Origin of the sequence: Kaistella gelatinilytica (genome assembly GCF_015679325.1) — a bacterium.
Taxonomy (GTDB): Bacteria; Bacteroidota; Bacteroidia; order Flavobacteriales; family Weeksellaceae; genus Kaistella; species Kaistella gelatinilytica.
Map to the genome: position 1 here is coordinate 223,101 of NZ_JADPVI010000004.1, position 22,612 is coordinate 245,712.

The following is a 22,612-nucleotide window of genomic DNA, read 5'->3' on the forward strand; positions in this document are numbered from 1 at the left end:
CATGATTTCTCCGCAAGATTTTCATCAACTCAAATTTCAAACCTTAAAGCATTTTTGGGGTTATGAAACTTTTAGAAATTCCCAGGAAGAGATCATTAATTCTCTGATCGACGGAAAAGATACTCTCGCTCTTCTTCCGACTGGTGGCGGAAAATCTCTATGCTATCAACTTCCTGCGCTCATTTTAGAAGGCACCTGTCTTGTGATTTCACCACTTTTGGCCTTAATGAAAGATCAGGTTTATCAGCTCAAAAATAATGGTATTGAAGCAGAATATTTATCCTCTGAACTCGATGAATTTGATGCTGAAACCATTTTTAACCGATGTAAAAATGGTTTAACCAAGCTATTATATATTTCCCCGGAAAGACTGACGAACAGAATTTTTTTACAGAAGATAGAAGAAATTCAAATTTCCTTTTTAGCAGTTGATGAAGCGCATTGTATTTCGGAGTGGGGACAGGATTTTCGACCCAGTTATCAGAACATCAAACAGTTTCGGGAGAATTTAAAAAACATTCCGTTATTGGCACTCACGGCGACGGCAACTCCAAAAGTTTTAGAGGAAATTAAAGCGAAATTAAATTTAAAAAATCCCAAAATATTTCAACAGAGTTTTAGACGGACCAATATTAAAATTGTCTCTGATAAAGTTGCTGATAAGTACGAAAGGGTTTTAAATATAATGAAGTACAATAATTCGTCGGGAATTATTTATGTGAGAAGTCGTAAAGAAACAGAAGAATTAACCAAATTTCTACAAAGAAATCAGATTCAGAATGTAGATTTTTTTCATGCAGGCTTGCCTTTAAAGGAAAAAAACGCCAAGCAAAAATTGTGGATTCAAAGTCAAAATAATGTTTTGGTTTCCACAAATGCTTTCGGAATGGGAATCGATAAAGATCAGGTTCGTTTCGTGATTCACTTTTCGCCTGCGCAATCGCTGGAAAATTATTACCAGGAAATTGGTAGAGCAGGTCGCGATGGTTTAGAATCCTACGCTTTTTTACTTTGGAACGAGCAGGAATTAACTAATTTTGATCAGATTTTAAGAAACCAGATTCCCTCCAAAACCGAGTTTCTAAATATTGTTTCGTATCTCTACTCGACATTTCAGATTGCGGAAAATGATTTGCCTGAAAACGTTTTTCAGCTTCATATTCAGAGAATTCAAAATTTCACCAAAACGTCTCTGGCTAAAATTAGAAATGTTTTAAATTTTCTGCATAATCAGGAATTTATTTTCTTCAACAGCAATCAGTCTCTTTCTTCTCTGGAACTGAAAATTTCTCCGGATGAACTCGATCTGCTTTCTCAAAATGATTCTTATTTTATCGAACTTTTGCTTCGGAGTTTTTCTGGATTTACAACGCATAAGATTATGTTCAGCGAGAAAACTTTAAGCAATAAAATAGATTCAGATCCTCATTTGATCAAAGAACGGCTCAAAGAACTTCAGCGAAAAGGATATTTAGAATATATTGATGGCGCTTTATCCAGTGTTAAATTTCTGAAGCCTCGTGAAGACCGGCATTTCAATGGTAAATATTGGAATCTTTTCGAACAGATTCAAAAAAATAAATTGCAGAAATGGGAAGAGATGAAATTCTTTGTGGAAGATTCAGATTTTTGTAAGATGAAGCTTATTTTGTCTTATTTTGGAGAAAAAGATGTCAAGAATTGCGGTAAATGTTCAGTCTGCGAGAAACAGAAAGAGAGTATTTTCGGACGAAATATATCAGCTGAAATCATCGATACACTGCAGCAGAAACCGTCGAACGTTGAGGAGATCGCCATTAAACTGAATTACTACGAAAAAGAAAATATTCTGGAAAATCTTATTTATCTGCTGGATTCTGGCAAAGTAAAAATGCTCAATTTCAGAACGTACGCGGTTAATCATGAGTAATAAAAAATAAGTAATCAGTAATTTTCAACTATCAACTATCAACTATCAACTATCAACTATAAATGAAATCATTAAAAGTCGTATTCTTCGGCACTCCCGAATTTGCAAAATCTTGTTTAGAAGCGATTCACCAATCTGCACATGAAGTTGTAGGCGTAGTAACAGTCGCGGACAAAGCAAGCGGTCGTGGCCAAAAACTTAATCAATCTGCGGTAAAACTTTTCGCGGTAGAAAATGATCTTGCTGTTTTTCAACCTGAAAAACTAAGAAACCCAGAGTTTTTAGAAGAAGTTCAAAAATTAGACGCCGATGTTTTCGTGGTTGTTGCTTTTCGAATGATGCCCAAAATTTTATTTGAAATGCCAAGACTGGGAACTTTCAATCTTCATGCGTCATTGCTTCCCGATTATCGTGGTGCTGCACCGATCAATTATGCGGTAATTAATGGCGAGAAAAAAACGGGTGCGACTACTTTTTTTATTAATGAAAAAATTGATGAAGGTAATATTCTCCTTCAGGAAGAACTTGAAATTTCACCGACCGAAAATGCTGGTTCTTTGCATGACCGTTTAATGGAGTTGGGTGCAAAACTGGTTGTAAAAACGCTGGATGGTTTGGCTGAAAATTCTATTCAGGAAAAACCGCAGCCTGAAGTTGAACATCCGAAAAATGCTTTTAAAATTTTCAAAGAAGACACCAAAATCAACTGGGATCAAAATTCTGAAAATGTTCACAATTTTATCCGTGGAATGTCTCCTTATCCTTGTGCATTCACCAGTTTAAAAATTGGCGAGGATGGTAAAACTTTAAAAATTTATGAAGGGAAATTCAAGGTTTCAACCCATGAAAAAGTTGCCGGAACATTAGAGATCGACAAACATCAATTCAAAATTTATACAAAAGATGGTTTTTACCTTCCGGAAGAATTACAGCTTGAAGGCAAGAAAAGAATGTCGTTGAAGGATTTTCTAAATGGTTTCCAAAATTTTGATCTTATTTCAAAAACCATTCAGTCTTAGAAGTTCTAATTTCTGTTTTTAAGTACGATCCAGCCTTTATAAGAGACCGGTAGATTGGTGTCGGGTTCAGTCCAGTTTAGAATATACCAGTAATTTCCTGTTGGTAAAGCTCTTCCGTTCAACTTTCCGTCCCAAATGTACTGTTGATTTTGTGATTTAAAAACTTGACTTCCGAACCGATCATAAATTGAAATACTGACGTCTTTTTTTATATTGAGATCTGAATAATCCAGGAAATCGTTGTAACCATCATTATTTGGAGTGATCACGTTGATTAAATTAATGACCAAAAATTCTTTTTCAATAATTTCGCAACTCTTAGCATCTTTCACAAAAATCTTATGAACTCCGCGTGGAATATTCGTAAAAATATTTGAAGTTTGATAATTTCCGTTATCCAAAGCATACTGATAAGGAGGTTCCCCGCCGGTTACAAAAACGGTCGCGGTATTTCCACTTACGTCAATGTTGATGATTTGAGGAACTTCTGCAGCAATTACATTCACTTTTTGAATTAGAGAACAGCCATTCATGGAAGTCAGTTCCACCGAATATTTCCCCACCGGAATATTGTCAACAAAATTTATTAATGCGCCTTGAGCGATGATATCACAGTTTTCGCGCATCCATTTATAATTCTTGAATCCAACTTCCGCTTCTAATTTTGCGGTCGCATTTTGACAAATTGTTTGGTCATCGAGAATTAGGGATTTTTTTGGAGTGTAGAGATGAACAATCTGCTTAACTTTTGCACAATTTCCACTTTCAACTTCTGCATAAATATCAACGTCTGAAATATAAGAAAAGTTATCGGAAAGCGGGATCAAACATGTGGAATCCTGAAAATATTTGACCTTAAAATAATCTTTAAGATTAGAAACGATCAGCGTATTTAAATCCTGTAATTTGACGGAAATTGAATTTCCCTCATTGTAATTGCAAAATGTTTTCTCTATAACGACTGGTTTTTCAGCAAATTGAATTTTAATGGAGCCTTTTTGCTGGCATCCGGAATCGTCGATCATCACCTCATAATCTCCGGGAGTTGCAACAGTATAAGTTCCTGAAGTTGCTCCAGCGATTAAAATACCATCTTTATACCACTGATAAGTAGCACCGGAAGTTGTAGCATTTAATTGCAAAGTAGAATTTTCGCAGAGCGCGGTTCCCGTAGAAATCAAACGATCGCTTCCAAGGTCTTTATTTCCCAGAAAACTTCCAGCCTTCAAAAAAACTGCGGAGTCAAAAAGTCCCGTCGTGTCGCCATGGTCGGCAATCACTAATTTAATATGATACTTTACGCCAATTTCAACATCTGCTTTTGCAGAAAGTATTTTGGTTTGTCCGTTGAAATTCGTGGGAGTTTGTACATCATTATAACTTCCGAAATAACCGATGTTTTGCGGACAACCCGCAGAAGCATTAATGGTAAGTGTAGAAACAGGAATGGTAGTACCCGGAACAACGGCGATATTCAGATAAGGATCTGTGTTGTTGGCTTTTTTGATAAGAAAGGCAAACGCGTCGGAATATTTGCAATTCCCTTCCCGATACTCTTCGGAAAGAAACATGTATTCAAAACTGATCTTATTACTTTTTAAAGCAGTAAAATCAAATTCTAAAATCGTTGCATTTAAAATATTATCGTAATTTAAATTAGATTGTGCGAGTACATCAACCAAATCCTGATCTCCCGCCCAACTTGAATTAGCAAAAGGACTGTTTCGATCAGCTGTTTGAATATAGGAGTTCGGACCAACTGCTGTTAAAGCACTTCCGGTGGAAAGAATGATCCCGTCTGACATTTCAAAATTACTCCCGTTTTTATTAAAGTAACCGAAACTTTTATTTCCGAAACCGAAATCAAAACCGGTAACGGTTACATTATCTACAGAAATGCAATTGGCATTCTGACTTCCAAAAAAAATGTCTTTCACCAACTGATCAGCAGTGTAAGTGGTATTTACACTGATATATTGCGCATTCAACATCGTGATGCTCAAAGTACAAATGACGCTGATAAAAAAGGTGAAAATTCTGATAAATTTCATAAAGGAAAATGGACTGCAAAAATAGCCCTTATTAACCGCAAAAAAAAATCTCTTTCTACAAATAGAAAGAGATTTTAATCATTTATTTTTTAGTGCAATTAGGTAAGACTTACTCTTACGAAACCTACTACTTTTAAATCGCTGTTTACAGATTTTACGTAATCAGCAACTGACATATTTCCGTCTTTAATAAAAGCCTGGTGAACCAATGTGTTGTCTTTGTAGAATTTCTGCATTTTTCCTTTCAAGATATTATCGATGATGTTTGCAGGTTTCCCTTCTTTAATCAATAATTCTTTTTCGATCTCTAATTCTTTATCGATCGTTTCCTGAGAAACCATAGTTTCATCTAAAGCGATCGGCTTCATTGCAGCAACCTGCATAGAAACAGATTTTGCAACTTCAGCAGCACCGTCAACATCACCAGAAAGTGAAGTGATCGCAGCAATTTTATTTCCTGCGTGAATATAAGCTCCTAAATAAGGACCTTCAATTCTTTCGAAAGAACCGATCTCAATTTTTTCTCCGATCAAACCTGTTTGCTCAATTAATTTTTCGGCAACAGTCATTCCGTGGAAATCTGAAGCGAAGAATTCATCTTTATTAGCATAGAAAACCGCTTGTTCAGCAAGTTCGTGCGCCAATTCTACGAAATTGTCATTCTTTGCAACGAAATCAGTTTCGCAATTTAAAGCGATGATCGCACCCATCGTGTTATCCTGGTTTACTTTTGCAATTACAGCACCTTCATGAGAATCTCTGTCTGCTCTGTTAGCTGCAACTTTCTGACCTTTTTTTCTAAGGTTTTCAATTGCTTTGTCGAAATCTCCCTCGGCTTCTACCAATGCTTTTTTGCAGTCCATCATTCCTGCTCCTGTAATATTTCTTAATTTAGCTACATCTGCAGCAACCGGTGTATACATATATTTATTTTTTATATTAAAATTTTGATTAATTTAGCTTTTTTAGAGTGGTGCAAAGATAATAAATTTCACACAAACTAAAAAGAAGATTTATTCGTTATCAGTAAAATTGTATCCGCTAAAAAATCCTCATTTTTATGTACAAATATTTATTCTTTTTCGGCCTGTTTTTTTCTTCGTTGGCTTGTGCACAATCTAACTACACCGCAGAGCAGGTTGAAAAAAGTACAGATCCACAGGTTATTGCTAATTTCATTAAATATAATCCGACCCATCCCAGAACTCCAGAGTTCAAACGAAAATTATTGGCTGTTATCAACAATGATAAATCACCGGCTCAAAAAGCTGCAGTGGCAAAACCTACGGTGAAAGCTATAAATACTGAAAAACTGGAAAAGGCTGTCGTTCGAGGCGCAGCCAAAGGAGAGCCTTCTGAAAAAAATAAAAGAACTGCAGAATTATTAACCCATATTTTCAGTAACGATACTTCGGGCAAAACTGCTTACGTTCAGATTATCAATAAATCGAAGTGTAATTTGATTGTGAAAATCAGCGGTAAAAGATTCTATAATCTTGATGTTCCCGCTCATAATCAGAATTTTGTTTTAGTTGATAAAGGGACTTATATTTTGACAACTTCCGTTTGTGATGCGAAGTATTCTTCTAGCAAAACCATCAATAAAGATATCGTCGTAACGCTGAATCCACCGAAATAAATTAAATATTTATTTTTGAAAGAGGTGAAAGTCTTTCGTCAGTTCTAAATATTCTTCACTGTAAAATCTTGGAAATTTTTCAACCGTAAATTCTTCTTCTAAGATCTCTTTTTGATTTAAGCCTAATTCTAGAATCCATCTTTTTGGCGCAGAATTTTTGATGCCAAAAATTTGAATTTTGCGCGAGAGATAGAGTTTGTTCTTAAGAGAAATTTCTTCAAAATAAGCTCCGGATTCAAATGGAATGATGACTACCAACCGACCTTTCTCCGATAAAATTTCCGCAGACTTTTCAATTAAATTTTCAAATGAAAGTTCTGTCTGTTGTCTGGCTAAAATATCTTTATTGGAAGAATTTTCTTTAAAATAAGGTGGATTTGAAATAATTAAATCAAATCGTTGCTGAGTTTTAAAATCCTTAAAATCCTGTAGTTCTACGCTTAATCTTTCACCAAAAGGAGAATTTTTGAAATTTTCATTTGCGAGATTTATCGCTTCTTCATTGATATCAAGTGCAAGAATTTGGGCATCAGGATTTCTTTGTGCTAACATTAAAGATATCAAACCTGTTCCGGTTCCTACTTCTAAGATTCTTTCAACATTTTTTACGCTCGATAAAGCACCCAATAGAACACCATCAGTTCCTACACGGAAAACTTTTTTTGATTGATTAATACTGAAATTCTTAAACTGGAAAGGTTTCATCAACTGGAAGAAAATTATAGATTGGTCGGAAGTAGAATTGTAAATGTAGAGCCCTTATCAACTTCAGATTTTACTGAAATTTCACCTTTATAATCTTCAACCATTTTTCTGACCATCGTTAAACCAAGTCCTGTTCCACTTGTTTTTGAGGTGAAATTAGGTTCAAAAATGCGATCGTACAAATCCTCTGGAATTCCGATGCCGTTATCTTCAATCGTAATGATAATTCTTTTTTGGCGCAGTTCTACGTCAACATTAATGATGTTTTCCCGGTCATCGTGTCGCGCTTGGCGGGCATTTGCAACGAGATTTGTAACAATTCTGGATAAATAAATCTTATCCATTTTTATCATTATATTTTCACTGTTAGCGTGGAAATAAATTCTTTCATCACTGAAAATATTAATGATGTTCTTTATTTCTCTATTGAGATTGAAAACCTCATTATTTTTTTCGGGGAGTTGTGCAAACTGGGAAAAGGCACTCGCAACTTTAGCGACCAGATCGATCTGATCTGCAATTGTTTTACTCAGATGTTTCACTTTTTCGCGAATATCGGGGTCATTCGGATCAAATTTTCTTTCAAAATTTTGAATGGTCAGTTTCATTGGTGTTAAAGGATTCTTCACTTCATGAGCAACCTGTTTTGCCATTTCCCGCCACGCTTCTTCTTTTTCTTTGAAGCTTAAACGCTCTTTCTGTTCCTTGATCTGAAGGATCATTTTGTTGTACGCTTTGACCAGCTGACTTAATTCATCACGTTCGTAATAGCGAATTGCTTGTGGATCCTTGTCGAAAAGAGTAACGCGGTTCACTAAATCTGAAAATTTGGTGACTGCTTTGGTTAAATTGTTCGAGATGATCCAGCTTAACCAGATTGCGAAGGCAATGATAAATAAGTTTACAATGAGAATATAGTTCACGTATTTGTTGAAGACATTAAAGTAAGAACCATCATTATGATAAAATGGAAAATATACAATAGCAATGGGTTCCAGCATATTGTTTTTGAGAATCATATAAGAAGACGTGATATTAGCATCGGTCTTTTTATCATATTTTTGAAAATCGACTCTTCGATCACTTTTCAATACGCGGTTAACGATTTCGAGCGGTAGTTTTTTCTCCGCAATAAGATGGCTGTCTTTATTGGATATTAAAAGATTTCCTTTTAAATCATAAATAACAATGTCCTGATTGTTAATATCAGCAATTTCAAAAATATCATTATTTAAAATAGAGGGCAGATCTGATGTTTGAACTTGAGTATGACTCACTCCATAATCCAGTGCAGACATCATCGATTCCGATTTTTTCTGCATATCGGTGCGGCTTTGTTCAACCGCATTATTTTTTAAAATAAAGAATGACAGGATAGAAGAGCCTAAAATACTCAGTAAGCAGATCAGCAGAAATCCGCCGAACACTTTGTTTCTTAAGCTATAACCTTTGTATTTAGAGAACGACATTTTTTTTCATCAATTTTGTTACATATTTGCCAATAATGTCGAATTCGAGGTTAACCATATCGCTAATTTTCAGGTTTTTCATATTCGTAAATTCCCAGGTGTAGGGAATTATTGCAACCGAAAATTGTGAATTTCCGCTATCTGCAACCGTTAAACTTATTCCATTTACCGTAATTGAACCTTGCGGAACGGTAGTAAAATCATCCGTTTCGTCATATTGAATGGTGATAAAAAAACTTCCATCCCGGTCTTCAATATTTTTTACAGTTCCAGTTTTATCGACATGACCTTGAACTATGTGTCCATCGAGCCTACCATCGAACTTCAAACAACGTTCCAAATTGACTTCAGTTCCAACATTCCATTCACTTAAATTGGTTTTTTCTAAAGTTTCGGCAATTGCGGTTACGCTGTACTCATCACCCGAGATTTCTACAACAGTAAGGCAACAACCATTGTGTGCTAAACTCTGGTCAATTTTTAATTCATCCGTGAAGGGACAGCTTAAGGTGATATGAATGTTTTCAGCGCGTTTCTCAATTTTTTGGATCATAGCCGTAGCTTCGATAATTCCTGTGAACATAAAAAAAGGTTTATTGGTGAAAAATATTAAGTTTAGAAATAAAATGGGATAGTTATTTCTATTTTCCTAAATTTGTGAAATTCTATTAATTTTCAAAGATAATTAAAAATGAGTCTGAAACATCATAAAGTACGAGTGGGAATTTCTATTGGAGATTTCAATGGGATTGGTCCCGAAATCATCATGAAGTCGCTCAACGACAAAACAATTACCGATTTTTTTACTCCAATTATTTTTGGCTCCGGAAAGTTGTTTACCTATCAGAAAAACATTTTTAAACTCAACCATAATTTTCATTATATCACCGAAACTTCTCAGGCGCAAAGTGATAAAATTAATATGGTCAACCTTTGGAAAGATAATGTGAATGTAGATCTGGGAAAACCTACGGAAGAATCTACCAAAATGGCGATTGAATCATTAGAAGCTGCGACCAATGCTTTGATGAACGGCGAAATAGACGTTTTGGTTACAGCGCCGATCAACAAAGAAGAAATGTTGAAACACGGCTTTGCTCACGCAGGGCACACCGGATATTTAGAAGAGAAATTTGGTAAAAAAGGATTGATGTTCTTGGTCACTGAAGATTTGAAAGTGGCTGTTTCTACCCATCATATTCCGATTAGCCAGGTCGCTGAAAATATTTCAAAAGAAAAAATTAAAAAGCAGATCAAAATGCTCAACCAGTGTTTGATTGAAGATTTTCAGGTAGAAAGACCCAAAATTGCGATTTTAGGTTTAAATCCGCATGCTGGAGACGGTGGTGCAATTGGGAATGAAGAAATTGAGATCATCGAACCTGCAATTCGTGAACTTTTTGACAACGGAATTTTAGCTTTCGGACCTTTTCCGGCAGATAGTTTTTTTCAACCTAATAAATATAAAAATTACGACGCTGTTTTAGCGATGTATCACGATCAGGGTTTAGCGCCATTTAAAACACTTGCATATGAGGAAGGAGTGAATTTCACCGCTGGATTGCCATATATTAGAACGTCTCCCGATCACGGAGTTGCTTATGATATCGCGGGGCAAAATATCGCAGACGAGCAAAGCTTTAGCGAAGCGATCTTCATGGCGATCAAAATATTTAAGAACAGACAAGAATATAATGATTTGATGAATAACCGAATGCAGCCAAGAAGAAATGCTTCTTCAAATGGTTTTGACGAGGATTTACCGAGAGAAAATCATCATTAAAAATTAGAAAATAGAATTTCTAAAATATTTGTTTAAGAAATCATTTGTAATATTAAAAAATTTGCATATTTTTGCACACTCATTTTATGGACAGACTAAGAAACTACGACATCGTGTTTTCGGGACTGAAAAACGGTAGACACGAATTCAAATTTGAGATAGATAAGGAGTTCTTTCAACTTTTCGATACTGAACAGGAATTTACAGAACCGAAGATCGTTGCTGATGTTTTAATGGAAAAACACACAACTTTTTTAGAATTTTGGATAAAGACAGGAGGTATGGTTAATTTAGTTTGTGACATCACAAACGACCAATTTGATCATCCGATAGAAAACGAAATGAAGGTCTTGGTGAAATTCGGAGAAGAATATGATGACAGCGAAATTGATGTAATTACAATTCCCAGCAAGGATCACGCGTTCAATATAGCGCAGTTGATTTATGAAAATGTAATGTTGTCGATCCCGATGAAAAAAGTTTCTCCAAATATTTCAAAAGAAGATTTAGAGATATTAGAAAAGTTCAGTCCAAAAGACGAAGTAGTAGAAGAACCGAAAAGCGACCCGAGATGGGAAGCACTGAAGAATTTAAAAGATAATAATAAATAGTTTAAAATGATGAGGATTGAGCAATCAACGACTCATCGCTCATCAAATTAAAAATATAAGAAATGGCACATCCTAAAAGAAGACAATCCTCCACGAGAAGAGATAAGAGAAGAACTCACTACAAAGCAGTAGTTCCTCAATTGGCAAAAGATGCAACATCAGGTGAAATGCACTTGTACCACAGAGCACACTGGTCTGAAGGAAAAATGTACTACAGAGGTAAAGTAGTAATGGAAAAAACAGTAGAAGCTATCGAAGAAAACTAAGCGTAAAACTTAGAAAAACTTCAATTTTATACTAAAACCACTCGATTTTTTCAATTTTGAGTGGTTTTTTGTTGTTTTTTAGTATCTTTGACATAATAAACAAAACCAATTATATGGACATTAAAGACATCCAAAATCTTATAAAATTTGTGTCTAAAGCGGAAGTTTCCGAAGTAAAATACAAAACGAAAGATTTCGAAATCACTATTAAAACTCCACTTGGAGGAAACGAAATGACTTATATGCAGCAACCTGCTGTTTACCATTCTGCACCACAACAGCAACAACAGGGCTTTGCATCGCCCGCTCAAGCTTCAGCACCAGTTGCAGATACTCCGGCAGCAGCAGATGTTTCTGATGACAGCAAATTTGTTACTATTAAATCTCCGATGATTGGGACTTTCTACAGAAAACCATCTCCAGACAAAGACGTTTTTGTAAATGTTGGCGACGAGGTTTCTATGGGTAAAGTAGTTTGTGTAATTGAAGCAATGAAATTATTCAACCAGATCGAATCTGAAATTTCAGGAAAAATCGTGAAAATTTTGGTAGATGATATGACTCCTGTAGAGTACGATCAGCCTTTATTCTTAGTAGATCCTTCTTAAAGATTTTAAATTATAAATTATAGATTTTAGGTGAAGACTCATTTAAAATAATTTAAAATTCAGAATTTAAAATTTAAAATATCAAAAAGATGTTCAAAAAAATATTAATAGCCAACCGCGGCGAAATTGCAATGCGGATTCTTCGCACCTGCAAAGAAATGGGGATTAAAACGGTTGCAGTTTATTCTACAGCTGATAAAGACAGTCTTCATGTACGTTTCGCGGATGAAGCAGTTTGCATCGGTCCGCCTGCGAGCAAAGATTCTTATCTTAAAATTTCAAATATTATTGCCGCTGCTGAGATTACCAATGCAGATGCAATTCATCCGGGATATGGTTTTCTTTCAGAAAATTCTAATTTTTCCAGAATTTGTCAGGAGAATGGAATTAAATTCATCGGCGCAACTCCAGATCAAATTGATCGAATGGGTGATAAAGCCAATGCGAAAAAGACCATGAAAGAAGCTGGTGTCCCTTGCGTTCCCGGTTCTGAAGGTTTGATCGATGGATATGATGAAGCCGCAGTTTTAGCAGAAGAAATGGGTTATCCTGTCATGATCAAAGCTACTGCAGGTGGTGGTGGAAAAGGAATGCGTGCCGTTTGGAAAGCTGAAGAACTTCACGAACTTTGGGATTCTGCAGTTCAGGAAGCAACCGCTGCTTTCGGAAATGGTGGAATGTACATGGAAAAATTGATTCAGGAACCTCGACATATTGAAATTCAAATTGCAGGTGACCAATACGGAAGAGCTTGTCACTTATCTGAAAGAGACTGTTCGGTACAACGCAGAAATCAAAAACTGACGGAAGAAACACCTTCACCATTTATGACGAATGAACTTCGGGAGAAAATGGGTGCAGCTGCAGTGAAAGCCGCAGAATATATCGCTTATGAAGGAGTAGGAACCATCGAATTTTTGGTTGACAAAGACCGTAATTTCTATTTTATGGAAATGAATACCAGAATTCAGGTAGAACATCCAATTACTGAGCAAGTTGTTGATTATGATCTGATCCGTGAGCAGATTTTGTTAGCTTCAGGAACAGCGATTTCCGGGATTAATTATTTGCCGAAACTTCATTCGATTGAATGTAGAATTAATGCAGAAGATCCTTACAACGAATTCAGACCTTCTCCGGGTAAAATTACAGAACTCAATATTCCTGGCGGACACGGTATTCGTGTTGATACTCATGTTTATTCAGGTTATACGATTCCTTCCAATTACGATTCAATGATCGCAAAGTTGATCACAACAGCACAAACCCGTGATGAAGCGATCGCGAAAATGAAACGTGCCTTAGAAGAATTTTATATTGAAGGTGTAAAAACTACGATTCCTTTCCACAGACAATTGATGGAAGATAAAGAATATCTTGCTGGAAATTACACCACAAAATTCATGGAAGATTTTGTGATGGACAAGAAATTTAATTATTAAAAGTTACTTTCCTTAATAATAGATGCCTCTTTTTTGAGGCATTTTTTTGTGTTATAAGATTCGAATTATTATCATTAAATTTGCAAAAAGTAAATATATGTCAGAAACAGCAGTCTTAAAAAATTCTCAATATTATATTGATTTAGAAAACGAACACGGCGCTCACAACTATCATCCGCTTCCTGTGGTTTTAGAAAAAGGAGAAGGAGTCTATGTTTGGGATGTTGAGGGGAAAAGATATTACGATTTTCTTTCCTCTTATTCAGCCGTGAATCAAGGTCATTCTCATCCCAAGATCGTGGATGCATTGATTGCTCAAGCGCACACTTTGGCTTTAACTTCACGTGCTTTTTACAACAATGTATTAGGACCTTACGAAAAATATGTAACCGAATATTTTAGATTTGATAAAGTTTTGCCGATGAATACCGGTGCAGAAGCGGTAGAAACAGCCATTAAATTATGCCGTAAATGGGCTTATGAAAAAAATGGTATTTCCGAAAACGAAGCTGTAATTGTTGTTTGCAAAGGAAATTTCCATGGAAGAACAACGACCATTATTTCTTTTTCTGACGATGACAACGCTCGTGACAATTTTGGTCCTTATACAGGTGGATTTATCAGTATTCCTTACAATGATATCAAGGCTTTGGAAGAAGTAGCGAAAGATAAAAACGTTATCGGATTTTTGGTAGAACCTATTCAGGGTGAAGCTGGAGTTTATACGCCAGACGAAAATTATATGGCGAAAGCACAAGCTGTTTGTCACGAAAATGGAATGTTATTTATCGCAGACGAAGTTCAGACGGGTATTGCCCGTACAGGAAGTTTATTAGCAGTTTGTGGTAACTGTTCTTGCGAAAATCAATGTGAACAACAAGCTACTTACACCAAACCAGACATTTTGATTTTAGGTAAAGCTCTTTCAGGAGGAGCTTATCCGGTTTCTGCAGTTTTAGCTGATAATGAAATCATGGAGGTCATCAAACCAGGTCAACATGGTTCTACGTTTGGTGGTAATCCGATTGCTGCAAAAGTTGCGATGGCTGCGTTAGACGTTGTTACTGATGAGCATTTAATTCAAAATGCACGCAAATTAGGTGATATTTTCCGCAAAGAAATGAACCGAATTATCGAAAAGACCGATTTAGTTGTAAAAGTTCGTGGTAAAGGTTTGTTAAATGCGATCATCATCAATGATTCACCTGAAAGTGAAACTGCTTGGAATCTTTGCGTACAGTTAAAAGAAAACGGGTTGCTTGCAAAACCTACTCATGGAAATATAATCCGTCTTGCGCCACCTTTGGTAATTAGCGAAGTACAAATGGCTGAATGCGTTGCTATTATTGAGAAAACGATTATGGAATTTAAGAAGTAGATTTTTTTAAAATCTCTTCATAAAACTGAAGATAATTATTGGACATTACTTTATAATCATATTGTTTTGTCCAATTTTTTATTTTTAATGATTGTTCTAGTTTATTTTCCGCGTAGAATTTCATCTTTTTCTTAAAGAATTCTGCCATTATTTGAGGTTCGAAATTTTCAAAATAAAAGGCAACATCGCCACCAATCTCTGGCAAACTTGTAAACATTGAAAGAAAAACCGGTTTCCCAAAAGCCATCGCTTCAATCGGCGGAATCCCAAAACCTTCTGCAATACTTGGATGACACATTGCACTGCAATTTTGAATGAGTGCATATTTTTCTTCTTCTGAAATGTTTTTCAGGAAATGAACTCTTTCTTCTAAATTCAATTCTTTTATGCGATTTCGCAAATTTTCTGCGTACGGATTTTTTTCGTCTGACGCGATCAACACCAGATCAACATCAATGAAAGGAAGCATTTCTACCAACGAAAGCTGATTTTTTTTATCGAATAAAACTCCAATATTGAGAATGTATTTTTGTCGGCTTAAAAATGAAAATTTCCCCAAATCATAAGTTCTATCTTCAGGAAGTTCTACGCCATTGTGAATGACTACGATCTCTTTCAACTTATTGAAAGTAAGAAGGTGTTTGTTTTCAAGAACATCTTTTTTGGCATATTCTGAAATGCAAACCAAATAATCAGTATTTTTTAGATTGTTATTTACTTTTCGCAGCATCTTTTTTTTCTTCTTTTCTGAAAGATTTTCATGCAGAAAATTAAGATCGTGAAGAGTAACTACTTTTATAGATTTTTTATAGTTTCTCTGAAAGTAAGACGACAACTGATGACTCACGTGGATGATATCAAATTTATCACTAAAATTTTCGTAAAATTTATACCACTTTTTCCACTCAATTTTATTTGAAAGTTGAAAGTCTAAGGCTGAAAAATCTCCAAAATAAGTTATGTCAAACTGTTGGTTTTTATTCGCCGAACCTTTGGCTAAATTCCGAAAAACATTTGCAATCCCAGAATAAGGATAACGAAGACGTTCTAAATCGAGAAGGATTTTTTTCTTCATTTGAAAATAGTATTCATAATTTCTACTTCTAATTTTGGGTCGTGATTATTTTTAAAATAAGAAATTCCTTCATTTTTAATTCGATTATAAAAAATTTCGTCCTCTAAAAGATGCTTGATTTCTTCTGCGAAGATTTTTGGATCATCTGTTACCAGACACCCGTTTTCTTTTTTATTCACCAGTCCATCAACACCTCTTCTGTTTGTAACGACAGGAATGCCGTAAGAAAGTGCTTCTATTACTTTAATTTTTATGCCTGTTCCGCTCAACATCGGACAAATGGCAACTTTAGCATTTTTATAGTAATCATTGAGATCATCAACCATTCCATGTTTCACTACATTTTCATAATCGCCGATTTGGGTACAAATCTTTCCAATAATATGAATTTTTATGTCCTTTAAAAGAGGTAAAACTTCCTTTAAAAACCAGTTAATTCCAGCAATATTGTGTGGATTATTACTTGCGACGTAAATCACATCGTACTTAAAACTGGAGTGTTCTTCATTAAAGTTTAAAGGAAAAGAGACTGGAATTAAAGTCACCTTTTTGTCGGTGAACTGTTCGAAAATATATTCTTCTTCCACAGAATAGGTCCAGATCTCGTCGAATTTCTTTAGAATTTGAATTTCGTCTTGAAAATATCGACCGACTTCATTTTTTCTCCTACTTTTTTGCGCAGTTATAAAGTCGTGAGTGTCAATAATTGAATAAGGATTACCTTTTACATCATCGATAATTTGTCCCCAAGATGCGTAACTCACTATAATAACATCTAATTTTTCTGCATTAGCAATTTTCGCAAAGTTTTTTCGCAGAATATAACTAGAGATATCAATCGAATTATTCTTAAAAAAATATGGGATTTTGTAAAGAAAAATATATTTGAAAAAATTCTTTTTAAACTTCTTTTCTAACAATTGCAGTTTAATATTTGGAAATTGATTGGCAAAAGAATTTATCTCTTCATCTTTCCAAATTCCCCAGTCTTTTAAGGAAACAAAAGTAACATCTATCGAATTGTTATCATTAAAATAAGACAGCATTGACCGAAGTCTGGTTGTGTTTCCAGCCTTTCCAGCAATCGGATTATCAGGCATGAAATATAAAACTTTCTTTTTCAAAACTTTAATTTTTCAGAATTTGGTTGTAAATATTTAGATGTTGTTGCATCGTTTTCTCCCAAGAGAATTCCTTAGCTCGCTCAATTGCTTTTTGGGCGTAAGTTTTTCTTAAATTTTCGTCAGAATAGAAGTTCCACATTGTTTCAGAAAGACTATTTTCATCTGTTGGATCTAAAATAATTCCGGCATCGCCAACAACTTCTGGAAGAGAAGACGTGTTCGAAGTTACGGTTGCAACACCACATTGCATAGCTTCCAACGGAGGAAGGCCGAATCCTTCATACAAAGACATATAATAAAATGAATTCGCACCACTATAAATACTCGCTAAATCTTCGTCGGGAATTCTGCCAGTAATGATTATTCTGTCCTTTAATTGTTCGGCTTTTTCATGCTCCTCAAATATTTTATTATAATCCCAACCTTTTGAGCCGACTAAAACTAATTTCATGTCAGAAATCTTATGTGTTGTGATCATTTTTATAAAAGATCTGATAAGGAAATCGATGTTTTTTCGGGGTTCTAAAGTACTTAAACTTAAAAAGTATTGATCCGGAAGATTGTATTTCTCCTTAACTTCAATGAATTTAATTGGGTCTTTGCAGGGATAAAATATTTCTGGAGAAGCTGCTAATAAAGCAACAAAGATCTTTTTTGGATCAAGATCTGGAGCATATTTTAATAAATCTTGTCTGGTATTTTCAGAAACACAGATTGCATAATTATATTTTCCGATACTTTTTACGGTTTCTTTTAATAACTCAGTATTATCATTATATTGAGGAAACAAAATAGGAATTAGATCATGAACAGTAACGACTTTTTTCACATGAGGATAATCGTCTAAGCTTCTATGTATCGGATAATAAAAAGAATGGTAAATATTTGCCTCTGAAATAATTTCTTTATTATAAGTGATCTTGTAATTTCTGATCCCATTTTTTTCATACCACAAACGAAATAATTTTTCTTTTCGAAACGGAATAAATTTGACTCTTTTGCACTGATTAACAAACCGAGTTTCGACGGAATGATCGCTAAAAAATTTTTCTATTTTCGATTCGGTTGATCTATGGTCATTAAAATTAAAATTGGAGTATAATAATTCTACTTCTTTGCTTCGGAAAAATTGTTTAAACATTTCATAAGCAACTCGGAAAATACCGGTTTCATTGTGTTTATAGGAATTCGCAATTACTTCGATGTCAAAAATTAATTTAATTTTCATTCAAATTTGTTTTTAATAAAGCTTTTTTATCAGTTGGTTTTTCTTCTGCCGCCAAAATAGAAAGGTAAATAATCGCAAGAAACATTAAATTGTAATAATAATTTCCGAAAGCTTGTTTCCCAAAAATAAATAGGGAGAATAATAAGATGCTTAAATCCTGAATTTGAAAAAGTACAGATGACCGTTTTTTCTTCCAAATTCTGAAGAGGATAAAGATAATTATTAGAATTGATATGAGGGAATTCAATACATTTAAATTTAAATCAAACTGGTATAAATAACCGGTTATCGACAATGAATCTAATCGTGGTAAGCTGTTTTTAAAATAAATAATGCTGTAGAAAAGTGCTTCATAATTTGTTACTAAATAAGGCAAGAAACACAGTGCAGATATAAAAATGCTAATAAATCCTAGTAGAATTGGTCGTTTCCAAGTTTTGGTTTCATTGTAAAGATAGAGTATCGATATTGGAAGTAAGAAAATAAAGTACAATTTTAGGGACATCAAGATTCCCAAAATCAAATAAGCAAACAGGAATTTTTTCTTTTTGAAAAATAAAAAATAGAGAACGAAAAAAGGAAATGCTAAAGTATCGATCCATGCATATTTTATCATATAAAAAGTGTAAGGATTCGTAAATAAAAGGATGAAGCTGATATAAAATACTACTTTATTTCTGTTTATTAAGAAGTATAAGATTAGGCAACTTATCATTAGAAAAAATAGATAAGCATACCGTAAATCACCAAAAATCATTTGAAAGGGGTATAAAAGATATAGATTTAGAGGCCAGTAAACCAATTTTATTTCTTGCTTTTGATAGGTATAATCGTACATTCCGTTGTAAATATCGGGAAATGTTCGCAAGTAAGGATCTGTATTTTGAGAGAGGTCGATAATTCCCTGCTTTAAAATAATATAAACGTCAATAAAAGGAGCAGGATATAAAACTGGAATTAAAAGAAGCGGGAATAAGAAGAATGCAACCGTAAATATTGTATTAGAAAAAGAGAAATTAATTTTCCGATAATATATTCGTAAAATTAATAGAAGAGAGACAAAAATAATCAATAGAAGTTTCAAATTGGTCCCGGCTTTTTCCTTAAAGATTTTAAGCAATTGTCCTTCTGCATTTACTTTTCCGGTGATTAAAATAATAACATTCACCAATAAAATGAGATCGACTAATAACAGGATTTTCTTTTGCGAAATATTTTCAGGAATTCTATTGCTGTAGAAAAGGCTGATCAGGAAAGTAATTATTAGAAGAAAAATCGGGAGAAAAGATTGCTTCGGATTTGCACCTAAAAATAAATTGACAATAAGTGAGAGTAAAAAATAATTCGCAACAAAAAAAATAGGAGTAAAAATCCCTATTTCTTTTAATATTGCTTTGTAATTATCAAACTTCATATTGAATCTATTCAAGTTATTCAAAGATAAGTTTTATAGCGTTCAAAGTTCACTATTTCTTTTTAAAATCTCTTTGATCTTCAAATAATCTCTGTGCTGATAACTCTCTTTTTTTTTCTTTAATTTTTTGGGTGTTTTCTTGATCAAGCCAAATAAATAACGCTTTTTTGATTGATCTTCAAGTGCTGAATCTATTTGATTTGGTGTGAAAATCTTATTGGTAAAAACATGAAGATTCCCTTTTCTATAGTAATTTTTACCTAATTTTTTTGCGATAATTTGCAAAGATTTTTCGGTGTAGAAAGCGATATGTTGTCCGGTTTCATGTGCGATATAGATCCAGTTTTCTATCTCTTTATTATCTGAAGGAACAAGATCAGTAGAAAAAATAATGTTCTCAGAATATTTTGAAATTTTTTCAATTTCTTCCAGAGGTTCGTCCAAATGTTCAAAAACTTCAAACGCACTCACAATATCAAATCGAGTCTCAGATATATCATCTAAATCAAAATGTTTGGCAAAAATATTTTCACAAAAATAATCCTGCCGAAAATAATCATAACCTTTGTCACGCATCGATCTTACAAAAAGTCCATAACCACCAGCAAAATCCAGGAAAATCTCAGCTTCCGGAAAACAGATGTCTATAATATTGCTTACTTCCTTTTTTAAAAATTCGTTACGATTGAGAATTCCAATATCCAAAGATGTAATCGCGTTTTCATACGCTTCTTTCAGCCAGAAAACTTTATCAGTTTGTAAAAATCCACAGTTTGTACACTGATAATATTTTACAGGGTATTTTAGCAGGATATCTTTTTCAAAAATAAAATTACTTTCGTGCTGACAGATTTTACAATTCATTTCGGTTGATTTTCAGTGGCTACCTAAATATTATCATTTTATTAAATGTATAAAGAGAGAAATTTACTTTCTTTCATAATCATCATCTAATCTCACAATATCATCTTCCCCGAAATAAGTTCCTGTTTGCACTTCAATAAATACAACTATTTGCGAACTTCTGTTTTCAATACGGTGCTTTGAACCTAAAGGGATATGAATGCTTTCTCCATATTTCAAATGATTTTCCACCTCATCAAGAATTACAACTGCTTCACCCTCTACGATTGTCCAAAATTCCTGGCGATGATGGTGGTATTGGTAAGAAAGTCTTTGGCCTGGATTAACTTCAATTCTTTTTAATTTATAGTGTGGTTCATCTTCCAGAACGTAATATTTGCCCCATGGTCTTTCGCCAATTTCTAACATAGTTGCTTAATTTATTTACAAAAATAAGTATTTTTATTAAACGGTGATTTTTTCTTTAAATTTGCAACTTAAATTTTAAGGAAAATGAACAAAGTAAGAGTGCGCTTTGCACCAAGTCCGACCGGACCTTTACATTTAGGAGGAGTAAGAACCGCTTTATACGATTATCTTTTTGCGAAAAATCAAGGCGGAGATTTCGTCTTGAGAATCGAAGATACTGATACTGCAAGATTTGTAGAAGGTGCAGAAGATTATATTTTAGAAGCATTGGAATGGTGTGGAATTGTTCCCGATGAAAGTCCGAAACATGGTGGCAAATTTGCGCCTTACCGACAATCTGAAAGAAGGGATATTTATGACAAACATTTGGTTGAACTCCTTGAGACAGATTTTGCTTATCTCGCCTTTGATACGCCGGAAGATTTGGATGAAATTCGCAACGAGTTTGAAAAAAACGGTGAAGTGTTCGCCTACAACTATATCACAAGAAATCGGTTAAAAAATTCTCTGACGTTATCTAAAGAAGACGTTCAGAAATTAATTGACGAAAAAGTTCCTTATGTTGTTCGTTTCAAAATGCCCGTAGATCGAATTTTAAATCTGGAAGATATTATTCGGGGAAAATCTTCAGTAAATACAAATACATTAGATGATAAAGTGTTGGTAAAGAACGATGGAATGCCGACTTATCATTTTGCCAATGTTGTTGATGATCATGAAATGGAAATTTCTCATGTTATTCGCGGTGAGGAATGGTTGCCTTCTCTTGGTTTGCATTACTTATTATATGAAGCCATGGGTTGGGAAAAGCCTGAATTTGCGCATTTATCTTTAATTCTGAAGCCTGAAGGAAAAGGAAAATTGAGTAAAAGAGATGGCGATAAATTTGGATTCCCTGTGTTTCCTTTAAATTTTAAAGATCCTGAAACCGGAAATATTTCTAAAGGATATCGAGAAGAAGGTTATCTTCCGGAAGCATTCATCAATATGGTTGCACTTCTTGGTTGGAGCCCGGCAAATGACCGAGAAATTTTAACGGTTGATGAAATGGTAAAAGAATTCGATTTGAATAAAGTGCATAAAGCCGGCGCCAGATTTAATAAGGAAAAAGCAGAATGGTTTAATCACGAATATTTGAAAGTAAAATCTAACGAAGATGTTTTAGGTTTATTAAGGACTATTGACGGCATTAATCTTGAAAATTCAAGCGATGCTCAATTATTGCAGATCATTTCATTAATGAAAGAAAGGGCAACTTTTGTTAAAGATATTTTTAACGAAGGAAAATTCTTCTTTGAAGCTCCAACTGAATATGAGGAGAAAGCGGTGAAAAAAACATGGAATGAAGGGACTTCGGAAGTGATAAAGGATTTTATTTTAAAGTTGGAGAATTCCGACTTCGCGGCTGAAGCATTAAAACAAGATATTCACGATTTTGCAGAAAGCAAGGGATTGGGAATGGGAAAAGTGATGATGCCTCTTCGATTAAGTTTGGTTGGTGAATTAAAAGGTCCGGATGTTCCAGACATTTTGCAAATCCTTGGGAAGGAAGAAAGTATCGCAAGATTAAGAAATGCAGTGAATAATATTTCCTGATTTCTTATATTTTTCCCTAAATT

21 protein-coding genes are annotated in these 22,612 nt (G+C 34.3%); 10 read left to right on the forward strand and 11 right to left on the reverse strand.

Translation table 11 applies throughout. The annotated features are described in order from the left end of the window. The first annotated feature begins 1 nt into the window (after position 1). Positions 2–1,909, forward strand: coding sequence for a RecQ family ATP-dependent DNA helicase (locus tag IV494_RS13805; RefSeq protein WP_196080800.1), 1,908 nt, complete (start codon positions 2–4; stop codon positions 1,907–1,909). Positions 1,910–1,971: 62 nt separating this feature from the next. After that, positions 1,972–2,928 (forward strand): methionyl-tRNA formyltransferase, encoded by a 957-nt coding sequence (gene fmt, locus IV494_RS13810; RefSeq protein WP_196080691.1) that lies wholly within the window; start codon positions 1,972–1,974, stop codon positions 2,926–2,928. A 5-nt stretch (positions 2,929–2,933) separates the two neighbouring features. Here the strand turns inward: fmt and IV494_RS13815 are convergent, their stop codons facing one another. Then, positions 2,934–4,979, reverse strand: coding sequence for a choice-of-anchor L domain-containing protein (locus IV494_RS13815; RefSeq protein ID WP_196080692.1), 2,046 nt, complete (start codon positions 4,977–4,979; stop codon positions 2,934–2,936). A gap of 98 nt (positions 4,980–5,077) precedes the next feature. Continuing rightward, positions 5,078–5,902 (reverse strand): translation elongation factor Ts, encoded by an 825-nt coding sequence (tsf, locus tag IV494_RS13820; protein WP_196080693.1) that lies wholly within the window; start codon positions 5,900–5,902, stop codon positions 5,078–5,080. 137 nt (positions 5,903–6,039) lie between these two features. Here tsf and IV494_RS13825 point away from each other — a divergent pair, with 137 nt between their 5' ends. Beyond that, complete coding sequence (locus IV494_RS13825) at positions 6,040–6,618, forward strand: DUF6759 domain-containing protein (protein WP_196080694.1); 579 nt, start codon at positions 6,040–6,042, stop codon at positions 6,616–6,618. Between the two features lie 9 nt (positions 6,619–6,627). On the opposite strand, the gene IV494_RS13830 is transcribed toward IV494_RS13825, so the two are convergent. Genes IV494_RS13830 through IV494_RS13840 form a run of 3 tightly spaced genes read right to left on the reverse strand, consistent with a single transcriptional unit; the run spans position 6,628 to position 9,375 of the window. Next, positions 6,628–7,323: a tRNA1(Val) (adenine(37)-N6)-methyltransferase gene (locus tag IV494_RS13830; protein ID WP_196080801.1), complete on the reverse strand. Its 696-nt coding sequence runs from the start codon at positions 7,321–7,323 to the stop codon at positions 6,628–6,630. 14 nt (positions 7,324–7,337) lie between these two features. Next, positions 7,338–8,792 (reverse strand): sensor histidine kinase, encoded by a 1,455-nt coding sequence (locus IV494_RS13835; RefSeq protein ID WP_196080695.1) that lies wholly within the window; start codon positions 8,790–8,792, stop codon positions 7,338–7,340. After that, complete coding sequence (locus tag IV494_RS13840; RefSeq protein WP_196080696.1) at positions 8,779–9,375, reverse strand: riboflavin synthase; 597 nt, start codon at positions 9,373–9,375, stop codon at positions 8,779–8,781. The genes IV494_RS13835 and IV494_RS13840 overlap by 14 nt, the downstream gene beginning before the upstream one ends. A gap of 108 nt (positions 9,376–9,483) precedes the next feature. On the opposite strand from IV494_RS13840, the gene pdxA reads away from it, so the two are divergent. From pdxA to rocD, 6 genes are all read left to right on the forward strand, one after another. Next, a complete protein-coding gene (pdxA, locus tag IV494_RS13845) occupies positions 9,484–10,575 on the forward strand; it encodes a 4-hydroxythreonine-4-phosphate dehydrogenase PdxA (RefSeq protein ID WP_196080697.1) in 1,092 nt (363 codons plus the stop codon). An 86-nt stretch (positions 10,576–10,661) separates the two neighbouring features. Continuing rightward, complete coding sequence (locus IV494_RS13850) at positions 10,662–11,186, forward strand: YceD family protein (protein ID WP_196080698.1); 525 nt, start codon at positions 10,662–10,664, stop codon at positions 11,184–11,186. Positions 11,187–11,248: 62 nt separating this feature from the next. Continuing rightward, complete coding sequence (gene rpmF / locus IV494_RS13855) at positions 11,249–11,452, forward strand: 50S ribosomal protein L32 (protein ID WP_039348787.1); 204 nt, start codon at positions 11,249–11,251, stop codon at positions 11,450–11,452. A gap of 113 nt (positions 11,453–11,565) precedes the next feature. Next, the gene (gene accB, locus IV494_RS13860) at positions 11,566–12,060 is read left to right on the forward strand and encodes an acetyl-CoA carboxylase biotin carboxyl carrier protein (protein ID WP_196080699.1); all 495 of its coding nucleotides are present in this window, start codon (positions 11,566–11,568) and stop codon (positions 12,058–12,060) included. 89 nt (positions 12,061–12,149) lie between these two features. Beyond that, positions 12,150–13,502 (forward strand): acetyl-CoA carboxylase biotin carboxylase subunit, encoded by a 1,353-nt coding sequence (accC, locus tag IV494_RS13865; RefSeq protein ID WP_196080700.1) that lies wholly within the window; start codon positions 12,150–12,152, stop codon positions 13,500–13,502. 97 nt (positions 13,503–13,599) lie between these two features. Then, a complete protein-coding gene (gene rocD, locus IV494_RS13870; protein ID WP_196080701.1) occupies positions 13,600–14,880 on the forward strand; it encodes an ornithine--oxo-acid transaminase in 1,281 nt (426 codons plus the stop codon). On the opposite strand, the gene IV494_RS13875 is transcribed toward rocD, so the two are convergent. The 6 genes from IV494_RS13875 to IV494_RS13900 form a co-directional block, all read right to left on the reverse strand. Then, positions 14,870–15,955 (reverse strand): glycosyltransferase family 4 protein, encoded by a 1,086-nt coding sequence (locus IV494_RS13875; protein ID WP_196080702.1) that lies wholly within the window; start codon positions 15,953–15,955, stop codon positions 14,870–14,872. The genes rocD and IV494_RS13875 overlap by 11 nt on opposite strands. Then, on the reverse strand, positions 15,952–17,079 hold the full coding sequence (locus tag IV494_RS13880; protein ID WP_230380186.1) for a glycosyltransferase: 1,128 nt from the start codon (positions 17,077–17,079) through the stop codon (positions 15,952–15,954). Before IV494_RS13880 ends, IV494_RS13875 begins: the two co-directional genes overlap by 4 nt. Positions 17,080–17,083: 4 nt before the next feature. Beyond that, the gene (locus tag IV494_RS13885; protein ID WP_196080703.1) at positions 17,084–18,307 is read right to left on the reverse strand and encodes a glycosyltransferase family 4 protein; all 1,224 of its coding nucleotides are present in this window, start codon (positions 18,305–18,307) and stop codon (positions 17,084–17,086) included. Continuing rightward, positions 18,297–19,721 (reverse strand): hypothetical protein, encoded by a 1,425-nt coding sequence (locus IV494_RS13890; RefSeq protein WP_196080704.1) that lies wholly within the window; start codon positions 19,719–19,721, stop codon positions 18,297–18,299. Before IV494_RS13890 ends, IV494_RS13885 begins: the two co-directional genes overlap by 11 nt. Positions 19,722–19,763: 42 nt before the next feature. Continuing rightward, positions 19,764–20,585, reverse strand: coding sequence for a class I SAM-dependent methyltransferase (locus tag IV494_RS13895; protein ID WP_196080705.1), 822 nt, complete (start codon positions 20,583–20,585; stop codon positions 19,764–19,766). 63 nt (positions 20,586–20,648) lie between these two features. Continuing rightward, a complete protein-coding gene (locus tag IV494_RS13900) occupies positions 20,649–20,993 on the reverse strand; it encodes a phosphomannose isomerase type II C-terminal cupin domain (RefSeq protein ID WP_196080706.1) in 345 nt (114 codons plus the stop codon). An 84-nt stretch (positions 20,994–21,077) separates the two neighbouring features. On the opposite strand from IV494_RS13900, the gene gltX reads away from it, so the two are divergent. Then, positions 21,078–22,589, forward strand: coding sequence for a glutamate--tRNA ligase (gltX, locus tag IV494_RS13905; RefSeq protein ID WP_196080707.1), 1,512 nt, complete (start codon positions 21,078–21,080; stop codon positions 22,587–22,589). Positions 22,590–22,612: the final 23 nt, after the last annotated feature.